General features: G+C 64.9%; 18 protein-coding genes and 1 pseudogene. 13 read left to right on the plus strand and 6 right to left on the minus strand.

Annotation, left to right across the window (positions count from 1 at the left end; genetic code table 11):
• Window positions 1–3: 3 nt before the first annotated feature.
• The 3 genes from OG225_RS26265 to OG225_RS26275 all read left to right on the plus strand — a co-directional run bounded on the left by OG225_RS26265 (window position 4) and on the right by OG225_RS26275 (window position 2,979).
• The gene (locus OG225_RS26265) at window positions 4–759 is read left to right on the plus strand and encodes an SDR family NAD(P)-dependent oxidoreductase (protein ID WP_405177711.1); all 756 of its coding nucleotides are present in this window, start codon (window positions 4–6) and stop codon (window positions 757–759) included.
• Window positions 756–1,385 carry a carboxymuconolactone decarboxylase family protein gene (locus OG225_RS26270; RefSeq protein WP_405177712.1) on the plus strand — a complete coding sequence of 210 codons (630 nt, stop codon included), beginning with the start codon at window positions 756–758 and terminating at the stop codon, window positions 1,383–1,385. The genes OG225_RS26265 and OG225_RS26270 overlap by 4 nt, the downstream gene beginning before the upstream one ends.
• 211 nt (window positions 1,386–1,596) lie before the next feature.
• The gene (locus tag OG225_RS26275; protein ID WP_405177713.1) at window positions 1,597–2,979 is read left to right on the plus strand and encodes an ABC transporter substrate-binding protein; all 1,383 of its coding nucleotides are present in this window, start codon (window positions 1,597–1,599) and stop codon (window positions 2,977–2,979) included.
• 198 nt (window positions 2,980–3,177) lie between these two features.
• Here the strand turns inward: OG225_RS26275 and OG225_RS26280 are convergent, their stop codons facing one another.
• Window positions 3,178–3,834, minus strand: coding sequence for a TetR/AcrR family transcriptional regulator (locus OG225_RS26280; RefSeq protein WP_405177714.1), 657 nt, complete (start codon window positions 3,832–3,834; stop codon window positions 3,178–3,180).
• A gap of 298 nt (window positions 3,835–4,132) precedes the next feature.
• On the opposite strand from OG225_RS26280, the gene OG225_RS26285 reads away from it, so the two are divergent.
• Together OG225_RS26285 and OG225_RS26290 are read left to right on the plus strand one after the other, a co-directional pair.
• Window positions 4,133–4,417: a hypothetical protein gene (locus tag OG225_RS26285; RefSeq protein ID WP_405177715.1), complete on the plus strand. Its 285-nt coding sequence runs from the start codon at window positions 4,133–4,135 to the stop codon at window positions 4,415–4,417.
• 444 nt (window positions 4,418–4,861) lie between these two features.
• Window positions 4,862–5,182: a TetR-like C-terminal domain-containing protein gene (locus OG225_RS26290; RefSeq protein WP_405177716.1), complete on the plus strand. Its 321-nt coding sequence runs from the start codon at window positions 4,862–4,864 to the stop codon at window positions 5,180–5,182.
• A 241-nt stretch (window positions 5,183–5,423) separates the two neighbouring features.
• Here the strand turns inward: OG225_RS26290 and OG225_RS26295 are convergent, their stop codons facing one another.
• On the minus strand, window positions 5,424–6,362 hold the full coding sequence (locus tag OG225_RS26295; RefSeq protein WP_405177717.1) for an AraC family transcriptional regulator: 939 nt from the start codon (window positions 6,360–6,362) through the stop codon (window positions 5,424–5,426).
• 124 nt (window positions 6,363–6,486) lie between these two features.
• Between OG225_RS26295 and OG225_RS26300 the strand changes: the two genes are divergently transcribed.
• From OG225_RS26300 to OG225_RS26325, 6 genes and pseudogenes are all read left to right on the plus strand, one after another.
• Window positions 6,487–7,212, plus strand: coding sequence for an SDR family NAD(P)-dependent oxidoreductase (locus OG225_RS26300; RefSeq protein ID WP_405177718.1), 726 nt, complete (start codon window positions 6,487–6,489; stop codon window positions 7,210–7,212).
• Window positions 7,213–7,215: 3 nt separating this feature from the next.
• Complete coding sequence (locus tag OG225_RS26305; RefSeq protein WP_405177719.1) at window positions 7,216–7,629, plus strand: nuclear transport factor 2 family protein; 414 nt, start codon at window positions 7,216–7,218, stop codon at window positions 7,627–7,629.
• A gap of 697 nt (window positions 7,630–8,326) precedes the next feature.
• A pseudogene (locus OG225_RS26310) lies at window positions 8,327–8,578 on the plus strand (elongation factor 1-alpha C-terminal domain-related protein); the annotation flags it as partial.
• A gap of 347 nt (window positions 8,579–8,925) precedes the next feature.
• The gene (locus tag OG225_RS26315; RefSeq protein ID WP_405177720.1) at window positions 8,926–9,510 is read left to right on the plus strand and encodes a hemerythrin domain-containing protein; all 585 of its coding nucleotides are present in this window, start codon (window positions 8,926–8,928) and stop codon (window positions 9,508–9,510) included.
• A gap of 127 nt (window positions 9,511–9,637) precedes the next feature.
• Window positions 9,638–9,865 carry a hypothetical protein gene (locus tag OG225_RS26320; protein ID WP_405177721.1) on the plus strand — a complete coding sequence of 76 codons (228 nt, stop codon included), beginning with the start codon at window positions 9,638–9,640 and terminating at the stop codon, window positions 9,863–9,865.
• 235 nt (window positions 9,866–10,100) lie between these two features.
• The gene (locus tag OG225_RS26325; protein WP_405177722.1) at window positions 10,101–10,526 is read left to right on the plus strand and encodes a retropepsin-like aspartic protease; all 426 of its coding nucleotides are present in this window, start codon (window positions 10,101–10,103) and stop codon (window positions 10,524–10,526) included.
• 753 nt (window positions 10,527–11,279) lie between these two features.
• Here OG225_RS26325 and OG225_RS26330 read toward each other — a convergent pair.
• The 4 genes from OG225_RS26330 to OG225_RS26345 all read right to left on the minus strand — a co-directional run bounded on the left by OG225_RS26330 (window position 11,280) and on the right by OG225_RS26345 (window position 16,194).
• On the minus strand, window positions 11,280–12,167 hold the full coding sequence (locus OG225_RS26330) for a potassium-transporting ATPase subunit C (RefSeq protein ID WP_405177723.1): 888 nt from the start codon (window positions 12,165–12,167) through the stop codon (window positions 11,280–11,282).
• Between the two features lies 1 nt (window position 12,168).
• Entirely contained in the window at window positions 12,169–14,229 is a 2,061-nt protein-coding gene (gene kdpB, locus OG225_RS26335; RefSeq protein WP_405183374.1) for a potassium-transporting ATPase subunit KdpB, read from the minus strand.
• Window positions 14,230–14,341: 112 nt separating this feature from the next.
• On the minus strand, window positions 14,342–16,012 hold the full coding sequence (kdpA, locus tag OG225_RS26340; protein ID WP_405177724.1) for a potassium-transporting ATPase subunit KdpA: 1,671 nt from the start codon (window positions 16,010–16,012) through the stop codon (window positions 14,342–14,344).
• 83 nt (window positions 16,013–16,095) lie between these two features.
• Window positions 16,096–16,194, minus strand: coding sequence for a potassium-transporting ATPase (locus OG225_RS26345; protein WP_405177725.1), 99 nt, complete (start codon window positions 16,192–16,194; stop codon window positions 16,096–16,098).
• Window positions 16,195–16,473: 279 nt separating this feature from the next.
• Between OG225_RS26345 and OG225_RS26350 the strand changes: the two genes are divergently transcribed.
• Window positions 16,474–16,641, plus strand: coding sequence for a hypothetical protein (locus OG225_RS26350; protein WP_405177726.1), 168 nt, complete (start codon window positions 16,474–16,476; stop codon window positions 16,639–16,641).
• Complete coding sequence (locus OG225_RS26355; RefSeq protein WP_405177727.1) at window positions 16,638–19,142, plus strand: ATP-binding protein; 2,505 nt, start codon at window positions 16,638–16,640, stop codon at window positions 19,140–19,142. Before OG225_RS26350 ends, OG225_RS26355 begins: the two co-directional genes overlap by 4 nt.
• The last annotated feature ends 60 nt before the right edge of the window (window positions 19,143–19,202 follow it).

Genomic DNA, 19,202 nt, shown 5'->3' on the forward strand with positions numbered 1-19,202 from the left:
TTCATGGCTTTCGAAGGAACGAGCGCGATCGTCACCGGCGGGGCATCCGGGCTCGGACTGGCGATCACCGAGGCCCTCGTCGCACGGGGCACCAAAGTAGCCGTCTTCGACATCGACGCCGAACTACTCGACACCGAGGTCACCCGCTTGCGCGAGCAGGGGGGCACCGTCGAGGGCTACGTCGTGGACGTCTCCGACCGTGGGCAGGTCGAAACGGCGGTGGGAAAGATCCGAGCCGAGTTCGGCCCGATCCTGATCTTGGTCAACAACGCCGGGGTCGAGCAGTTCGGAAAGTTCACCCGGATCGATGACACCCAGTGGGACCGCATCATGGCGGTCAACCTGCGGGGACCGTTCATCTGCACGCAGGAAGTGTTGCCCGACATGCAGGCCGCCAAATGGGGGCGCATCGTGAACATCTCCTCCTCCAGCGCTCAAGGCGGCCAGTCCTATATGACGGCCTATGTCGCGTCCAAGGCCGGGCTGATCGGATTCACCAAAGCCTTGGCACTCGAGCTCGGCCCTCGCGGGATCACCGTCAACACCATTCCACCCGGCATGGTCGTGACCCCGATGCTCGAAAAAGCGATCGCCGAGGGCAATTTCACCGACAGCCTCGAACATTTCGCCAGCATCACCCCCGTGCGGCGGGCCGGACGGCCCGAGGACATCGCCAACGCGGCGATCTTCCTGTGCCAGGACGAATCCTCATACATCACCGGCCAGATCATCGGCGTCAACGGAGGAAGAAGAACATGAACCGCGACCGTGAGGTCTCCCGGCTCGCTCCGCTTCCCGCCGAAGAATGGGGCGACGCCGAATACAGAGCCTACGGCGTACTGCTGGGGATGACCGGCGAGAAGGTGCCGCGCGCGGGATCGGGACACGAGTACGACCCCCTGAAATTCGACATCGTCGGCTTGCTCGCCCATCACCCGGAACTGGCCCGCGCATTCTTGAGCTTCAACACTCACCTTCTGCGCCGAGGCGAGTTGCCACTGCGTTTACGTGAGCTGGCCATTCTGCGGGTCGCCTACACCCACCGCTCCGCCTACGAGTGGGGCCAGCACGTCAAAATCGCGGTCGCGGGCGGCGTTTCGGCAGACGACATCGCCCACCTGGCGGTCGGCAACGACAGCTTCGAAGGAAACGACCGATTGGTCCTCGACATCACCGACGAGTTGCTCGCCGATGGTCACGCGACCTGGGAAATGTGGCAACGCTCGGTCGACGCGCTGGGAATCCATCAGGCGATGGAACTGATCTTCGTTGTCGGCACCTACACGATGGCGGCGATGGCCTTCGTCACCTGGGGACTCCCCCCGGCTCCCGACGCTGCCCCGCTGCCCATCCCGGCTCATGCGCACGGAGACCAACAGCTATAGCCGCCCGACCTTCACACCAGTCGATGTCGTTGCTGGACCCGTCGATGCAGTCTCGTATCCGCGTTCCTCCCCGACGATCGAATGTCAATTCCGAGAATCCATTTCACTCGGGCAACCGGTGCTATCCGCGGCACCTGCTGCTCAACGACGAGCAAAGGCAAGGCGACGATGTCGGTTCGCATCGGTCACCGCGCCCGCAAGGAGGAACACGGTGAAACCACAGCGAATAGTCCTCGCCCTGATCGCGATCGCGCTCGTAGCAGCAGGTTGTGGTCGCGAGAGCGGCGGTAACGAGACCGCGGAAGGCGGCGGCTCCTCCGGGCCTGCCGCGTCGGGCAACTTCGGGAACCTGACCAGCGTCTGTCAGCCGGGCGCGGCGAAGAGCGCATCGGCACAAGGGGTAACGGCGACCGACATCGAGGTCGGCATGTTCTCCGACATCGGGTTCACCAAGAACCCCGACTACGTCGACGCCGCGAAGGTCTTCACATCCTGGTGCAACGCCGCAGGGGGTATCAACGGCCGCAAGATCACCACCAACCTGCGTGACACCAATCTCATGGAGGTCCGACAGCGCATGCTCGAAGCCTGCCGCGAGGATTTCGTCCTCGTCGGAGGCAGTGCCGCGCTCGACGGACTCGGCGTCAAAGATCGGCTCTCCTGCCTGCTGCCGGAGTTCCCGGCGCAGGTGACACAGTCGGCCAATACCGGAGCTGACCTGCAAGTCGGCCCCGGATCGTCCTTGTCCGAGACGGTCAACCCGTACTCCGGAATGTACGAATGGCTGACCAAAGAGGCCTACCCGAATTCCCTGGGCGCCATCGGCATGATCAACGGCGACTCACCGTTGACCAAGGTGATGGGTGAGAAACTCACCGAATCGTTCACCGCCTCGGGCGCCAAGGTCGTCTACAGCGACCTCTACCCCGCCGCGGGCGTCTCGGACTGGACCCCCTACGCCCAAGCCATCAAGAACGCCAACGTCAAAGGCCTGATCTTCCTCGGCGATTTCCGTTACCTCGCCAAACTCGAGGACATCCTCACCAGCATGAACTACAAGCTGGACTGGATCGACGCCAACTCCAACGCCTACAACCAGACCTTCCTCGACGGCGTGAAGAGCTCCCTGGGAACCCAGAACAACATCGCCGACCTCAACGGCACCGCGCCACTGGACGCCGCCGCGACGACCCCCGCGATCGGGCAGCTCGAGCAACTGTTCGACCAGTACGCGCCCGGCTCACCGATCACCTACCAGGTCCTTCGAGCTTTCCAATCCTGGCTGCTGTTCGCCAGATCCGCCACCAGCTGCGGCGACAACCTGACCCGAGCGTGCGTCTACAACACGGCACTGAAGGAGACCGCCTGGACCGGCGGCGGCCTTCAGGCTCCGGTGGACCTGTCGCGCCCGCTGACCGAACAGACACGCTGCTTCAACGTCCAGCAAGCCACCACGACCGGATGGAAAGCCGCCGACTTCAAGCCCAACAACGGCCAATTCCGCTGTGGCTTCACCCCGTACAAGTACACCCAGGATTTCGGCAAGCCGCTGACACTCGCCGACGTCGGCAAAAGCCTCAACGACCTGAAGTAACACGACGACGCGAACGAACGCGTTGTCCAAGCCACCACATACCCGAGACGAAAGATTTCCGAAATTCACTCGCGACTGCGACAGTCAGGGGGCGATCAGGCGTCACGCTGATCGCCCCCGACCTCTGTCCGACGTGCCGAGCGAGGCGAAGATCTCACGCGCACGAACCCGATCGAGAACTCGACACCCCGGCACCGGCTACTTCGTGCCCGAACCGGGAGAATCCAATCTGGCGTAGTCGAAAAGGGCACCGCTGATCAGCAGTTTCGATGCCCGAAGCGCCGAGTGGTAACTCTCGTCCGGCGCGTTGGCGGCATGCTCGTAGAGTCCTATCAGCAAGGCATAGATCGCATCGGCAGCACTGTCGATGTCGACGCCCGGACCGAGCGCACCTTCCGCGGCCGCCTGCTCGATGATGCCGACGATGAGATGGCGCAAGGCCGCGAATATCGTGTCGCTGTTCTCGGCAAGGTGAAGATGTTGAGCGCCTTCGGCACGAATCGCACGGTCGAAGGCCACCGCGTAGGGATAGTCACGCAGGAGACCGTCGCCCTCGTCCAGCACCACCATCAGCTTGTTCAGCACACCTTCGGTTCGGGCCGCAGCGGCCACCAGGCCGGGAACCGCGATATCGGCGAGTTCGAGGAACGTGGCCTTCATCAGTTCGGCTTTGTTGGGAAAGTAGTGGTACAGGCTGCCGCTGGTCATACCGGCCACGCGAGCGATCTCGCGGATCGTCGCACGGGAATAGCCCACCTCGGCAACACAACGCATCGTGGCCGCGATGACACGCTGCCGCGTCTGCTCTCCATGGGCGCCGACCGGACGCCCCAGCGACGGTGAACTGATCGACATATGGCCCCTCGCCTCGGATGAGTCAACTCTGTAGAGCTTGCCACGCCACCCCGGACACTCCTCGAACCACCTTGTAATCAACTGCTTGATTGATTATATTCGGTTCTGCTCTCACAGCCTCTATGGACTCGATCACACCCCGGGCAAGATTCGGCGCCACGTCACGTCGATCACGCCGTGCTGAATCGTGCTCCAGTCCTGTCGACGGCATCGAATGAAGTGACGGCACTTGTCAGCGCCGCGCAGGGCTTCGCCCTAGGAGGACTTCGATGAGATCGCAGCCGATGGTCATTTCGCGTTGGCGATTGTCGTTCTGGCGGCGGGTTGTGCGTGGAGTGGAGACTCCACCACCGATGGCGGACAGTCGCGACCAGCCGTTTCGGGCGACTTCGGCACCCTCAGCGGCGTCTGTCACCCCGGCGAAGCCAGTACCGCACCAGCACAGGGAGTCAGTCCGACCGAGATCGAAGTCGGCATGTTCTCCGACATCGGCTTCACGAAGAACACCGACTACGTCGACGCGGCAAGAGTATCCACCTCGTGGTGCAATGCCGCAGGCGGAATCAACGGACGCACCGGCTGACTCTTCAGCGCGGATCGGACCCGCCGCGAGCCATAACGCGGTCGGCTGGTGCTCGATGGTCGTGGTACTCGTCGGGGCTGGGGCGGGTGTGCGGGTGATCGCCGACACTAACAACGCCACCAGCCGGATCAGGACCACCCAGCCGCACTGGTCCGGACTGTCCAGTCACGGGTGGCGCTGATCAACCAGCAGGCCGGGATCCGAGGCTTCGTGATTACCGGTGACCGCCAGTTTCTGGACCGCCGGATCCGAGGCCGACAGGACCCGATCCCGGGGCTGATGTCGAGGCTCGGCTCGTTCACAACAATCCTCGCCAGGTCTCGATCGCGACCTGCACCGCGTCGAATTGAATCAGCGACTCCGACACCGCGTCGGGCAGGACCGCGATACGGTCCGGCCTTGGTTCTCATGCCGGTTTCTGTAGGTTCGCCACCTGGACCTGATATGCGATGCCTACCTGACCTTCGCCGAGAAGTCCCGCACCGGTACCGGGTCGCCTTCGAACGACATCGCAGTTCCGGCAGCGGAAGTCTCGAGGCCCACAGCCCACTGACCGCACTTTCCGGCGGCCGCGCCTTCGAACGACTCGTCACCACCGTGGCCGCACTCGACGCCGCCAACCCCCCACTCGACGCGACCGTCCTGTGGGTCGCGCTGCACGGCTATGCCTCACTCGCCTCCGGCGTACCTGCCTTTCCCTGGCCGGACAGGCAAGACATGCTCACCACCCTGATGAACCGAGCGGTCCCGGGGACCCAGCTGTGACAAGAACCCACTACCGCGTCGGGCGGTCGATGCAGCAATTCGCCCTTCTGTTCGTCGATGGTGAATCCGTCTGCTGTGTAGAACGCGATGGCCGAGTCCGATACTGCGGCCAGATCGACCGGGGTGGCGGCACGCACGGTGGCAGAGGGTTGTGTCATACCGGCAGCACATTCGACCGATCCGGATCGGCCAAGCGGATTCTCTCCACTGTCCTGTCCCCTGGCCCGTGCGAAATGCGATGCTACGGCTGCGCCGGTTGCTCGGGCAGGCAGTGTCGCGTGCGGTAGCGGCCGGGTGAGTGGCCGTGGGCGCGGCTGAAGGCGCGGCTGAAGGCGTGTTCGCTGGTGTAGCCGACCGAGTGGGCGATGGGCGCGATCGGGTCGGTGGTGGTGCGTAGCCGGTGGGCGGCCAGTTCCATCCGCCAGCGGGTCAGGTAGCTGTTCGGGGTTTCGCCGACCAGTGTCGTGAAGCGGCGGGCCAGGGTGGCGCGTGAGACGCAAATGTGGGCGGCCAGCTGGTCGACCGTCCACGCGCGGGCGGGGTCGGTGTGCAGCGCCGACAGCGCCGCGGCCATGCCGGGATCACGCAGCGCCGCCAACCATGACGGAGGCGTGCGCGGGTCGGCGGTGGACAGCCAGACCCGCAGGATGTGGATGAGGACCAGGTCGAGCAGCCGGTCGAGCGCGGTGGCGGCGGCGGGGCGGGGGTGCTGGATCTCGTGGCCGAGTAGGCGCACCAGATCACCGAGTGCGGTGGTGGAATCGGGTGCGGGCTGGATCGACTCCGGCAGCAGCGTCAGCAGTGGCGTGGTGGTGGCTGGGTCGAGATGGTAAGAGGCGCAGAGGATCCGGGTTCGATGCGGTTGTTCGCCCGCGTGCAGGATGCCGCCATTGGCCAGTGCTGTCCTGGCGGCGGCGTGGTCGAAGGGGCGACACGGCTGGTGCGGGTCGCTGGCCAGCCGGTGGCGTGTGCCGGTCGGCAGCAACACGACGTCGCCGGGCAGGAGTTGGCGCGGCGGTTGTCGATCCAGCATCAGCCAGGCGGTTCCGGTGTTGACCGCGTGAAAGGCCGCGCCGGGGACATCCTCGATCGCCAGCCCCCAATGCGGGCCGGCGTGCACGGTGGCGGCGACCGTGCCCCGTGCGCCCGTCACCGCGAGCACGTCCGCCAATGGATCCATGATCGGCAGCCTAATCGATGAGAGCTTCGGCCAACTATTCGAGTTTTTCAGGCATCGTGCGTCGCATTGGTGAGCGGATAGGTTCGGTGTGTCCTTCGAAAACACCGTCTCCGAGGAGTCATACGTGCGAATTTCAGGATCCACTGCCCTGGTCACCGGCGCGAACCGCGGTCTGGGCGCTCGGCTGGTCGCCGAGTTGCTGCGTCGTGACGCCGCGACCGTCTACGTCGCGGCCCGCGACCCCGAGTCCGTCGCCGAGGACATCCGCCGCGACCCGCGGGTGCGGGTGCTGGCACTCGATGTCACCGACCCCGGCAGTGTCGCCGCCGCGGTCGACGCGACCTCCGGTGTCGACCTGCTGATCAACAACGCCGGCGTGCTCGGATTCGGCGACGTACTCACCGGTGACCTCGCCCTGTTCGAACGCGACCTGGGCACCAACTATCTCGGCGCGTTGCGAGTCACCCGGGCATGGTTGCCGTCACTGCGCGCCGCCGGGACACGGGGAGCGGCGGTGGTCAACGTACTCACCCTCATCGCGTTGGCGCCGGTGGCGCCCATGGCCGGCTACTGCGCGTCCAAGGCCGCCGCCCATTCGATGACCCAGGCGCTGCGGGCCGCGGTACGCGATGACGGCATCGAGGTGATCGGCGCCTACCCCGGCGGAATCGACACCGACATGCTCGCGGGCGTCGACGCCGACAAAGCCGATCCCGCCGAGGTCGCCGAACGCATCCTCACCGGCGTGGAAACCGGGCAGGAGATCATCTGGCCCGACGACGCCTCCACCGGCGCGGGCAAACTCTACCTGGGCGACCCCGTCCAACTCGAGACCATGCTGGCAGCCTGAATCATGCCTGCCCACAACGGCGATGGCCCGCGACCGGACGCCCTGGTGCGGTGGCTGCTGACCATCGCCGGGCAGGCCGACCGACCCGCCCTCAGCGAGATCCTGCACCCGCGCTTCACCATCATCGAACCGGCCTGCCTGCCCTGGGGCGGCACCCACACCGGCGTCGACGCCTACATCACGCTGATGACCCACATCGGCGAGGCCTTCGAGATCGCCTTCACCCACGAGCGGATCATCACCGAGGGGCACGAGGCAGTGCTGACCTGCGTCGTCGAATTCACCAGGCGCACCACCGGACACCTCGTTGCCATGCCGACGGTCGAGATGTTCACCACCACCGACGATCTACTCACCACCAGCCAGGTGTACTTCGCCGACCCGACCCGAATACTGTCCGCCCTCGACCAACACTGAACCCGACAACCTCACACACGACCAACAATCATCGACGAGATCGCCGCTGCGCATCTGCCCAGCAGTCCATCCAGCACGACTCTCTCCCGAATGCTCCTCGAGCAGGGCAGAACACGATATCGCGCACCCGAAGCGGCCGGACTCCGGTCTGCTGCTTTGGTCGCGAATCTGACATCGTTCTGTCACGAATCTCGACACCAGTGAGTGCGCTGGAGGACGACGCCGTGCGCGAAAACCGACACCACTCGAATTTGATTGCCAACCCGACCTGTCGGGTATGGAGTGGAACTCATGACGCGGTTGGTGGTGCCGGTACTCGACGCGGACATGGTCCGGTTGCGACCGTTCGCGGCCTCCGATGTGGACTTGATAATCGCCGCGGGCAAGGATCCTCTGATTCCCTCGATCACGTCGGTCTCTGTCCACGGGGACGAAGCCGACGCAGGAGAGTTCATTCGACGACAGCACCACCGTGCCTCCGCCGGGCAGGGGTGGTCGTTCGCGATCGCAGATCCCGGCACTGACACGGCCGTCCTAACTATCGGGCGCAACCAGTACCGTCACTTCCGTAGATACTTCGCCACGAGCAGCGCGTGGTCAGGGTGGCGCCACTGTCGGTCTCGGTGCGACTGGCCGACGGTATCGACTTCGGACGAGGCACGGTCCTGATGAGTGGCGATTCCGAAGCGCCACAACCATGTGCGTGCATGTGAGCTCGACGCCATCGTCTGCTGGTTCAGTGCGACCCCCGCTGCGAGCGGGCACCCGACTCTCGCTCGAACACACCACCTCCACCGTCCGGGCGACCCTCCAGGAACTGCACTCACGACTCGATCCGGAAACCCTCGACGAACACGACCGGTCAACAGAGTTGGCACTCAACGATATCGGCTCGATCACTCTGCGTCTGAGTCCGATCGTGATCGCCGACAAGTACACCGAAAACCGCGACGCGGGCGCGTTCATCCTCATCAACGAACTCTCCAACGACAGGGTCAGGGTCGGGGTCGGGGTCGGGGTCGGGCAGCGGTTCACCTCGCCACAGTTCGTCGATCAGGCGATCGACCGGTACCACCTCGCCGCGCGCGACCAACAGTCGCGCGAGCACGCCGCGTTGGCGCGGACCGCCGAGATCGCGTTCGCCCCGATCGTCCGCCGCGGTGAGCGCGCCGAGTACCCGGATCCGAACCATGACGCGCCAAGTCTAGGACGGCCCCCGTGCAGTGCCTTACAAGTGGGCCGCAAGCGGCGGGCCGCACAGTCGCCGTGGTCCCCCGACAGCAACAGGAGCGCAGCATGAGCACCACCACCCCCATCGCACCCGGACGCCCCGATACCTACGACATGATCGCCCTGCACAACGCTTTCCGCAGGCATTTCAGCGCCCTGCCCGGCCTCGTCGCTGCGGTCACGCCCGGAGACGTCGAGCGTGCCCGCCGTCTGATCGCGTTCCTCGACGAACTCGGCACGGGCCTGCACCATCACAACACCGGCGAGGACGAACTCATGTGGCCGATCCTGCTCGACCGCGCCCCCGCCGCCGACCCGTCGATCCGGGATCGGCTCGCAGCCACGCTACGAGCACTCTCCGATGCCCTCGACAAGCACATGACCGAGGAGGAGCGACGCATCCTGCCCGTGGTCGAGAACGTCATGACCGCACCCGAATGGCAAGCGCTCGGCGAACGCGGCCGCGAACACATGCCCAAGGACCGCCAGCTGATCTTCCTCGGCTTCATCCTGCAAGGCGTCCCCGACACCCACCGCCGGAATCTGCTGGCCGAAATGCCACTGCCCGCCCGACTCGCCTGGCGCGTACTCGGCCGCCGCGCCTTCACCAAGGAATACCGCGAGATCTACCACACCGCCCCCGAGTGGTAATCCGACAACACGCTCACCCGGGCTTGACGAGCCTCCGCGCGACGCGCCTGCGCGAGCAAATGGGTCAGCCCGCACTTCGTCGAACTCAGAACTGCGGCATTCGGTCCCGCAAAGGCACGTCGGGGCAATGATCGAATACGATCGGGTCCGATCATGGAACCGCGAAGGCAAGGCAGGCATCAAGGCCTACGTCGTCACCATCGGTGGCGGGCTCTCCTCGGAGCAGACACATAAGGTCGGCGCGAAGTTCAAGCCCGCCGCCCCGAGCGATCCGGAGGATTCCATCTTCGAGACCGGCAGCGGTGCATCACCATCCGTCGCCACCGTCGGCCCAGCGAAGTCCAAGAGAACCTGACAATGCCCTACAACTCACCGTCGCCCGGTAGTCGCTGGATCAGTGCGAACTGGGAGTCGCTCACCGAGACTCACCGCTTTCAATGGGTCATATCGGACGGCGATGGCCTGACATAGGCTTCTCCCGACCTCGCAACAGCTCTGTTGCGTGTGAATCCCGCCGATTACGCTTTGCCAGCCCCTGCCATCGGCATCGCGTTCATCGACGGACAGGAACGCGAACAGGAGTACTCAGGATGACCATCCCGGTGGACTTCGATGACTTCGAACTCGCCAGCGGCGGCGTCCCCGGAGCCGAACTCGTACTCTATGGAGCGCCCGGCCCCGGACAACTCGCCGTGACTTTCACCAAGGCCCTCATCGACACGGGCGCGGCGCACACCCAACTGCCCGAGGAACTCGCCCTGCAGATCGGGCTCAATCCCAGCGTCCATGGCGTCCCGGTCACGATATCCACAGCCGCTGGTCCGTCCTCACGCTGGCTGCTCCGCGCGGACCTAGAGTTCGAGGGCATTTTCGTGCCGTCCGTACCTGTGTATTTCAGTCCCGGCGCAGTCGATCTCGTTGGCCGCAGCACCATCTACGCCGCCTTCCCCACCACGGGATTCCAGCACACCGGAGAAGCTGATCCGTGGAGCCAGCCAAGACGTTGCCCAGCGTGAGCAGTGCCCACACCGTCATCAAGGCCAAATCAGTTGGTACACGGTGCGCACCACTCGGCCGCGCCAGGTGTCGAACGAATAGGTCAACAGCAGCCGCTGCGTTACAGAGCGGGTAATCATCACTACTTTGGTAGCCGGATTCTGGGCCGGAGCTGGCGGAATTGCGTTGTTCAAGAAACTACTCGGCGCCTCGGAATCAACGCTGACAGGAGGAGGGCGACATGACTGAATCAACGTCAAGTAGTCGGAGTTCTTTCGGTCGGCGACTACTGTCGATGCTGGCTGGATCCTGGCATTGGGAATCTTCCCCGCCGGAACAATTCTGGGTCGAGCACTACCCCGTGCAACGGAGGACATAGGTCTCGTTTCCGGGCATAAACTCGACACAGTGCTGCAGCAGACTGGTGATCAAACGCCACCAACTTATCTATCGACAAGGGAATAGTTGAGGGCGCGTGCTCGCCGCCGATCAGCATTTTCGTGCCACCACTGCGCAGCAGGTCGACATCGTCGATGCTGTCCGCACACGTACATGCCCGCGATCAGCGTGGCCAGCTTCGGTGCCGGATTCGCCCATCCGGCCTTGATCCGCGGCTCACGTTCGCCCATCCGCGACCGCCGAATCCGATGTTGGCGCGTCAAGCCAACCACCAACCATCCTGCGAAAAGGCCCAACCGCGAAGTCACCCCAACGAGGAACGGCCCGGCCGGCAAATACATTGCTGGCCGGGCCGTTCGATCGATGCTGGATGATCAACCGCGGAACGGGTGCTTGCTGTCGAGGTCGAGGTTCAACTCGACCACATTGACGCGCGGTTCCCCGAGGAAGCCGAGGTCGCGGCCATCGGTGTGAGCCTCGACGAGCACCTGCACCTGATCCTCGGAAATGTTGCGGGCCTTGGCGATTCGTGCTATCTGGATCCCCGCATACGCGGGGGAGATATGCGGATCCAGGCCGCTGCCGCTGGCGGTGACCGCGTCGGCGGGCACGGGTGTATCGGTCGAGGCGTCCCCGTGGATCGGGACGATCCGGCCGGTCGAGTAGTCCTCGCCCGGCTTGGCGCATTCGACCTTGACGCCCTTGTAGGTGTCCAGGAACGGTGTCGTCGGGCACGCCTGGTTCACGCTGACAACCTGAACCGGGTGCGAGACCTCGCCGTCGGCGTCGCGCGGGCCGATCACCGAGAGCACTGCGCCGACACCGTCTTCAGTGCAGAACGGACGGCTTCCGTCGACCCCCTCACGGTCGGCGATCTCCTTGCTCCGCGCGCACACGGTGGTGAGCAGGCTCGACTTCACGTTCGCCGGATCGGCGTCGAGTGTGTCGACGATGCTCTCCGGGCCGAGGTTGCTCGCCGCGGTGGACAGCGGGTCGTACCCGTCGCCCGCTGCGGACGGCCTGCTCTGGAAGTACTGCATCAGCATGTTGCCGTCCTTATCGGTGAATGGCTGTCCGATGAGGCTGGAGCCCACTGTCTTTCCGTCGACCGTGATGAGCGAGCCGTCGGCCTTGTCGTTCAGTCCAGGCACTTGGGCGACCGCGAAAACGGCTACCGGATAGACGATTCCGGTGATCGCGGTGAGTACGAGCAGCGCGCGTAGCGCTGCCAGGTGCTGACGGATCCATGTCGACATACGCATTTCAGGACATCCCTGGGAGGAGTTGGACGAGCAGGTCGATGATCTTGATGCCGAGGAACGGCGCGATGATGCCGCCGAGGCCGTAGACGGTCAGGTTGCGGCTCAACAGTTTCGACGCGTTGGTCGGTGTGTAGTTCACACCGCGCAGCGCCAGTGGGATCAGGGCGACGATGACGAGGGCGTTGAAGATGACCGCGGACAGGATCGCCGACTGAGGGCTGGCCAGGCGCATCACGTTGAGCGCGTCGAGACCGGGGAACAGCCCGATGAACAGGGCGGGCAGGATCGCGAAGTACTTGGCGATGTCGTTGGCGATGGAGAAGGTGGTGAGCGCGCCGCGGGTGATCAGCAACTGTTTGCCGATCTCGACGATTTCGATCAGTTTGGTCGGGTCCGAATCCAGGTCGACCATGTTCCCGGCCTCTTTGGCCGCCGAGGTGCCGGTATTCATCGCCACGCCGACGTCGGCCTGCGCGAGCGCGGGTGCGTCGTTGGTGCCGTCGCCGGTCATCGCGACCAGCCGTCCGCCGTCCTGCTCCTTCTTGATCAGCGCCAGTTTGTCCTCCGGTGTGGCCTCGGCGAGGAAATCGTCGACACCGGCCTCCTCGGCGATGGCTTTGGCGGTCAAGGGATTGTCGCCGGTGATCATGACGGTGCGGATGCCCATGCGCCGCATTTCGTCGAAGCGTTCGCGCATGCCCTGTTTGACGACGTCTTTGAGGTGGATGACCCCCAGTAGCCGGGCCTGGCCGTCCGCGACCTCGCCGACGACCAGTGGTGTGCCGCCGGAGGCGGAGATGCCGTCGACGATCGCGCCGATCTGTGGGGGAACGTCCCCGCCCTGAGCGCGCACCCATTCGGTGACGGCGCTGGCCGCCCCTTTGCGCAGTTGGTGACCGTCGGACAGGTCGACCCCCGACATGCGGGTCTGGGCGGTGAATTCCACCCAGGTCGCGCCGGTCAGCTCGCCCGGGGTGCGTTCGCGTTTGTTGTAGACCTGTTTGGCGTAGACGACGATCGAGCGGCCCTCGGGTGTCTCGTCGGCGAGGCTGGACAGTTGCGCCGCGTCGGCGACCTCGTCGTCGGGAATGCCCGGCAGTGGAACGAATTCCGCGGCCTGACGGTTGCCGAGGGTGATGGTGCCGGTCTTGTCGAGCAGCAGGGTGTTCACATCGCCCGCGGCCTCCACCGCACGACCCGACATGGCCAGCACGTTGCGCTGGACCAGCCGGTCCATGCCCGCGATGCCGATGGCGGAGAGCAGTGCGCCGATGGTGGTCGGGATCAGGCAGACCAGCAGCGAGACCATGACGATGCCGGTGATGCCGTGCGCGTCCAGCGCGGAGGTGTCGGGAACACCGGGGTTGTTCGCCTTGGAGTAGATCGCCAGCGGCTGCAAGCTCACCACGGCGAAGACGAAGATGATCGTCAACGCGGCGAGCAGGATGTTCAGCGCGATCTCGTTCGGCGTCTTCTGTCTGCTCGCGCCCTCGACCAGGGCGATCATCCTGTCGAGGAAACTGTGGCCGGGTTCCTGGGTGATCCGCACGACGATCCGATCGGACAGCACCGTGGTGCCGCCGGTCACCGCGGACCGGTCGCCGCCGGATTCCCTGATCACGGGCGCGGACTCGCCGGTGATGGCCGACTCGTCCACCGAGGCGATGCCTTCGACGACGTCACCGTCGCCGGGGATGACCTGACCGGCCTCGACGACGACGTGGTCGCCGCGGCGCAGTTCCGGTGCGCCGACGCGTTGTTCGATCACGCGGCCGCCCGGTGTCCAGTCGGCGAGCCTGCGTGCGATCGTATCGGTCTTGGCTCTGCGCAGCGCGTCGGCCTGGGCCTTGCCCCTGCCCTCGGCCACCGCTTCGGCCAGATTCGCGAAGATCACCGTCAGCCACAGCCATACGACGATCGCCCAGGCGAAGAAGGCGGGGTCGGCGATCGCGAGCACCGTCGACCAGACCGCGCCGATCTCGACGATGAACATCACCGGATTGCGCCACATGACGCGCGGGTCGAGTTTGCGTGCGGCCTCCGGCAGGGAGGTCAGCAGCATCTTCGGGTCGAGCGCGCCTTTCGGGACGCGACCTGCCTTGTTCGCGGTGTGCTTCTTCGGATCTTCGGACACGGCTGGTGAACCGGTCGATTCGGTAGTGGGACTGGTCATTTCAGTGGATTCCTTCGGCGAGCGGCCCGAGCGCGAGAGCGGGCAGGAAGGTGAGCGCGACCAGGATCACCGTCACGCCGACGACCATGCCGACGAATTGCGGCCGGTGCGTCGGCAGGGTGCCGATCGACGCGGGAGTTGTGCCCTGCTGGGCGAGTGATCCGGCGAGTGCGAGCACGAAGATGATCGGCAGGAACCGGCCGAACAGCATGGCCAAGCCGAGCGCGGTGTTGTACCACTCGGTATTGCCGGACAGGCCCGCGAAGGCCGAGCCGTTGTTATTGGCGGCGGAGGTGAAAGCGTACAGCACCTCGGACAAGCCGTGCGGCCCCGAGTTGGCCATCGACGCTCGTTCACCGGGCAGCGCCATCGCGATGGCGGTGCCTGTCAGCACGATCAGTGGTGTGACCAGGAAATACGACGCGGCGAGTTTGATCTCCTTGGGAGTGATCTTCTTGCCGAGGTATTCCGGGGTGCGCCCGACCATGAGACCCGCGACGAATACGGTGATCACCGCGAGGATGAGCATGCCGTAGAGCCCCGAGCCGGTGCCGCCGGGCGCGACTTCGCCCAACTGCATGTTGAACATCGTCATCATGCCGCCGAGGCTGGTGTAGGAGTCGTGGAAGGAGTCGACCGCACCGGTCGAGGTCAGCGTGGTCGACGCGGCGAAGGTCGCCGAATTCGCCACGCCGAAGCGGGTTTCCACGCCTTCCATGGACGCGCCGATCGCCGTCGGAACGGTGCCGTGATGCTGCAACTGGAAGATGTTGGTGAGGGTGACGCTGACGAGTGCGATCGTGCCCATCACCGCCACGATGGCGTAGCCCTGCTTGGTGCTGCCGACCATCCGGCCGAAGGTGCGCGGCAGTGAGAAGCTGATGACCAGCAGCAGGAAGATCTCGATCCAGTTCGTCCACGCGGTCGGATTCTCGAACGGATGGGCGGAGTTGGCGTTGTAGAAACCGCCGCCGTTGGTGCCGAGTTCCTTGATGACCTCCTGGCTGGCCACCGGCCCGCCCGGAATGGTCTGCTCGGCGCCGTTGAGCGTCGAGGCGACCTGGTCGTGCAGGTGGAAGTTCTGCACCACACCGCCCGCCACGAGCACGATCGCGAAAATGAACGCGATCGGCAGCAGGATACGGATGGTGCCGCGCACCAAGTCCACCCAGAAGTTGCCGAGTTCGCCGGTGCGCCTGCGCGCGAAACCGCGCACCAGTGCCACCGCCACCGCCATGCCGACCGCCGCGGAGACGAAGTTCTGTACCGCCAGACCGGCCATCTGCACCAGGTGGCCCTGGGTGGATTCGCCGGAGTAGTTCTGCCAGTTCGTATTCGTCACGAAACTGGCGGCGGTGTTCCAGGCCAGCGCGGGAGTCATCTCGGTGCCGGGATCGTTCAAGTGCAGCGGCAATCGGCCTTGGATCAACTGGAAGAAGAACAGGAACAGGACGCTGACCGCGGAGAACGCCAGCACGCTGCGGGCATAGACGCCCCAGGTCTGTTCGACTTCGGGCTGGACGCCGATGGCTTTGTAGATGACCCGCTCGGCGCGGGAGTGCTTCTTGTTGGCGTAGACCCGGTACATGTAGTCGCCGAGCGGCACGTGGACCAGCGCGAGCGAGATGATCAGGGACGCCAGAAAGACGATCCCCGCTGTGGTCGTGTTCACCTAGAACCTCTCGGGAAAGAGCAGGGCCGCGACCATGAAGATCGCGACACCGATAGCCAGGCCGAGGCCGATCATGTTCGCGATCACAGTTTTTCCACCCCCCGCTGGATCAGGCCCAGCAGCGCGAAGGTCGCCACGGTGACCACCGTGAACACAACGACAGACATTTCCACAACCTCCAATGGCACTCCCTTCATGGAGCGCGACAGGGTGAGTCAAGCCGACATCGGGGCACGGCCCGAATTCCTTTACGAGTTCCTAGCGCCTCAGCGGTGAGGATTGACATTTCACTTACGGCACAGCTCCGCTCGGTGAAAGGATGCCGTCAAAGTCGCCCCGGAAGGCGATAACACACCGTAAAGATCGAGCTCAGCACCTCGTCGCGAGGTAGAAAGTCAATGACCGGCCAGGCGGAGGGCTCCTGCCCAACCGGCTCTCATCGGTTGTCGAAAGGATCGACCATGTCGGTTGTCACCATTGCTGGCTTGATCGGGTTCATGCTGTGTGTGCTGCTCATTCGGGTGATGGGAGCCCGGTACGACGCAAGCGCGAACGGTTCGTGGCTGACAGATGCCGGGTCAGAACGGGCGCGGATGGCGACGGCTCGGCACGCGAAGACGGGCGAGTGAAGCGCGGGCAGTTGCGCGTCTATCTCGGCGCCGCGCCGGGTGTGGGCAAGACGTACGCGATGCTCGATGAGGCCCACCGACGGATCGGACGTGGCCGCGACGTGGTGGCGGCGCTGGTCGAGACGCACGGGCGGGCCAAAACGGCGGAGTTACTCGAAGGTATCGAGCGAATACCGCCCAAGATGGTGGAGTACCGGGGCACCACACTGCCCGAGCTCGATGTCGAGGCGGTGCTTCGCCGCGATCCCGCCGTTGTGTTGGTCGATGAGTTGGCGCACACCAACGCCCCCGGAAGCAAGCACGAAAAGCGTTGGCAGGACGTAGAAGAGCTGCTCGATGCCGGGATCGACGTGGTGTCGACGGTCAATGTTCAGCATCTGGAAAGCCTCAACGACGTCGTAGAACAGATCACCGGCATCCAACAACGCGAAACAGTGCCCGACGTAGTCGTGCGCGGCGCGGATCAGGTCGAGTTGGTCGATCTGACGCCAGAGGCATTACGGCGCAGGCTTTCGCACGGCAACGTCTACGCCGCCGATAAGGTCGACGCGGCCTTGCGCAACTACTTTCGGCCCGGCAATCTCACATCGCTGCGCGAGCTCGCGCTGCTGTGGCTGGCCGATCAAGTCGATGCCGCACTCGCGAAATACCGGGCCGATCACAAGATCTCCCAGCTGTGGGAGGCACGCGAGCGTGTCGTCGTCGCGGTGACCGGCGGCCCGGAGTCCGAAACTGTTGTACGCAGGGCCAGTCGCATCGCCACCAAGTCCAGTGCCGATCTGGTGGTCCTCCATGTCGTGCGCGGTGACGGGCTTGCCGGTGTTTCGTCCGAGCGGATGGCGCGGCTGCGTGCGCTCGCCGCGAGTCTGGGTGCGACCCTGCACACTGTGACCGGGGACGATGTGCCGAAGGCACTGCTGGAGTTCGCGCGCGAGGTGAACGCGACCCAATTGGTGCTCGGTACTTCCCGGCGTTCTCGGTTGGCACGCATGTTCTACGAGGGCATCGGATCGGCAGTGGTGCAGCAGTCGGGCCGTATCGATGTGCACATGGTGACCCATGAGGAGGCCAACCGTAGGGCGCGTTGGCGCAGGCTCTGGCCACGTCAGCCCCTGCTCGCCTGGTTCGCGGCGGTCCTGGCGCCGACGATCGTGTGCGGGATCAGCGCCGCGTTCCTCGATGGTTACCTCCAACTGGGTGGCCTCAGTGCCATGTTCTTCATCGGCGTCCTGGCCGTTGCACTCTTGGGTGGCGTTGTGCCAGCGGCTTTTTCGGCTCTGTTCTCCGGATTGCTGTTGAATTGGTTCTTCGTCGATCCCCGTTACAGCCTCACTATCGCCGAACCGGACAGCTTCGTCACCGTGGTGGTGCTGCTCATCGTCGCCGTCGCGGTGGCGGCCCTGGTTGATGTGGCCGCCGCACAGGCGCGCCGAGCGCGCCGGGCGTCGCAACAGGCCGAACTGCTGACCTTGTTCGCCAGGGCGGTGCTGCACGGCGCGGATCTGCCCAAACTGCTCGAACAAGTCAGGGAAACCTATGGCCTGCGCGCGGTCAGCATGCTGCGAGGCGAACAGGTGATCGCCGCCGTAGGCACGGACCCGCCCCGGCACGTCGCCGAAGCCGACGACGCCATCCAGGCGGGTGATGTGTCGAGTTGGCTGCTGCTGGCCGGACGGCCCTTGGCCGCGGCCGACCGACCGGTACTCAACGCCGTCGCCAACCAGGCGGTCGGCTTGGATCGCCAGGCGAGCCTTGCCGAGGAGTCCAGCGCCGCCGCGGCGATGCTCGAGGCCGACCGACTACGCCGCGCCCTGCTTTCCGCCGTCAGCCACGACCTGCGCACCCCGCTGGCGGGGGCCAAGGCCGCCGTCTCCAGCCTGCGTAGCGAGGACATCGAATTCTCGCAGGAAGACACCGGCGAACTGCTGGAAACCATCGAGGAATCGGTCGACCAGCTGACCGCTCTGGTCGGCAACCTTCTCGACTCGTCCAGACTCGCCGTCGGCGTCGTAGAACCGCAGTTGCGGCGGGTGTACATAGACGAAGTGACGCACCAAGCACTGGTGAGCGTAGGAATGGGGGCACGGGGGCTGCGACGGGCGGCCATCGAGCAGGTGAAGGTGGATGTCGGCGAGGTCTGCGCACACGCCGACGCGGGTCTGCTGGAACGGGTGATAGCCAACCTGCTGGACAACGCATTGCGTCATGCGCCGCGTGAGACCCCAGTGCGGGTCACCGCCGAACAAGACGGTGACCATGTGTCGATCGCGGTGGTCGATGTCGGCCCCGGCATACCGCAGGGATCCGAGGATCAGCTGTTCGAACCTTTCCAACGGCTCGGCGACCGGGACAACACCACCGGTGTCGGCTTGGGACTGTCGGTGGTGCGGGGATTCGTGGAGGCGATGGGGGGCTCCGTGCATGCCGAACCGACACCAGGTGGAGGACTGACCATGATCGTCGAATTGCCGCTCGGCCGAGAGGAATCGGAGAGTTCGTGATCGGGGCGAATGATATGCGCAGGGCCATACACGATGGTGCCGATCGGGTGCCTGTGCCCG

Source organism: Nocardia sp. NBC_01377 (assembly GCF_045040005.1).
In the GTDB taxonomy this organism is placed as follows: domain Bacteria; phylum Actinomycetota; class Actinomycetes; order Mycobacteriales; family Mycobacteriaceae; genus Nocardia; species Nocardia noduli.